2 protein-coding genes are annotated in these 1,662 nt (G+C 66.2%); both read left to right on the top strand.

Translation table 11 applies throughout. From position 1 onward, the window contains the following. A partial coding sequence (locus CLN94_RS13785) for an electron transfer flavoprotein subunit beta/FixA family protein (protein WP_245845252.1) occupies nucleotides 1-747 on the top strand: 747 nt, incomplete at its 5' end. Continuing rightward, nucleotides 747-1,662: electron transfer flavoprotein subunit alpha/FixB family protein (locus tag CLN94_RS13780; protein WP_096434594.1), on the top strand; the 916-nt coding region annotated here is incomplete at its 3' end. The genes CLN94_RS13785 and CLN94_RS13780, both read left to right, overlap by 1 nt.

Below are 1,662 nucleotides of genomic sequence, written 5' to 3'. Positions count from 1 at the left end.
GTGCCTGTTAAGCGCGTGATTGACTACAACGTGAAGGTTCGCGTTCGTGCGGACGGAAGCGGTGTCGATCTTGCGAATGTGAAAATGTCGATGAACCCGTTCGACGAGATTGCTGTTGAAGAGGCGATCCGGTTGAAGGAGAAGGGCGTCGTTTCGGAGATCGTGGTTGTCTCGATCGGGGTGAAGCAGGCGCAGGAGACGCTGCGCACGGCTTTGGCGATGGGCGCGGACCGGGCGATCCTGGTGACTGCGGCCGACGATGTGCACACCGACATCGAGCCTCTGGCGGTGGCCAAGATCCTGGCGAAAGTGGTGGCCGAAGAGGCGCCGCAGCTGGTTCTGCTGGGCAAGCAGGCGATCGACAATGACATGAACGCGACGGGCCAGATGCTCTCGGCGCTCCTGGGCTGGGGTCAGGCGACCTTCGCCTCGGAAGTCGTGGTTGAGGGCGAGGCGGCCAAGGTCACCCGCGAGGTGGACGGCGGTCTGCAGACGATCTCGGTCAAGCTCCCGGCGATCATCACCGCCGACCTGCGCCTCAACGAGCCGCGCTATGCGTCGCTGCCGAACATCATGAAAGCCAAGAAGAAGCCGCTCGACGAGAAGACCGCTGCTGACTACGGCGTCGACGTCACGCCGCGCCTCTCGGTGGTGAAGACCGCCGAACCGGCGGGCCGCTCGGCCGGCATCAAGGTGGGCTCGGTCGACGAGCTGGTGGCGAAACTGAAAGACGCGGGGGTGATCTGATGGCTGTTCTCCTGATTGCAGAAGTGAACGGGGCGGATCTGGCGCTGGACGCGACCGCGAAGGCGATGTCGGCGGCGAGCGCCCTGGGCGAAGTGACGGTTCTGGTCGCGGGTTCGGGCATCGACGGCGCGGCCTCGGCGGCGGCGGGGATTGCCGGCGCGGCGAAGGTGATCAAGGTTGATGACGCGGCTTACGCGCATGGCCTGGCCGAGCCGCTGGCGGCGCTGGTGGTGTCGCTTGCGGGTGGGTTCAGCCATATCGTGGCGCCCTCGACGGCCTCGGCGAAGAACGTGATGCCGCGGATCGCGGCGCTGCTCGATGTGATGGTGATCTCGGATGTTACGGGCGTTGTCGACGCTGACACGTTCGAGCGCCCGATCTATGCGGGCAACGCAATCCAGACGGTGAAATCGGCGGATGCGACCAAGGTTCTGACGGTGCGGACGGCATCGTTCGAGGCGGCGGCCGCGGGCGGTTCGGCTGCGGTCGAAGCGGGTGCCGGTGCGGGCGACGCAGGTCTGTCGGCTTGGGTCGAGGACAAGGTGGCGGCCTCGGATCGCCCCGAGCTGACCTCGGCCAAGATCGTGGTCTCGGGCGGCCGTGGCGTGGGCTCGGAGGAAAGCTTCGCGATCATCGCGGCGCTGGCCGACAAGCTGGGTGCCGCCGTTGGCGCAAGCCGCGCGGCGGTCGACTCGGGCTTTGCACCGAACGACTGGCAGGTCGGCCAGACCGGCAAGGTCGTCGCGCCCGAGCTTTACATCGCCTGCGGCATCTCGGGGGCGATCCAGCACCTCGCGGGGATGAAGGACTCGAAAATCATCGTCGCGATCAACAAGGACGAAGAGGCCCCGATCTTCCAGGTCGCCGACTTCGGCCTCGTCGCAGACCTCTTCGACGCCGTCCCCGAATTGACCG

Origin of the sequence: Pseudothioclava arenosa (genome assembly GCF_002358085.1) — a bacterium.
Taxonomy (GTDB): Bacteria; Pseudomonadota; Alphaproteobacteria; order Rhodobacterales; family Rhodobacteraceae; genus Pseudothioclava; species Pseudothioclava arenosa.
The sequence above is the reverse complement of the archived record's forward strand: the minus strand, read 5'-3'. Positions and strand labels throughout refer to the sequence as shown.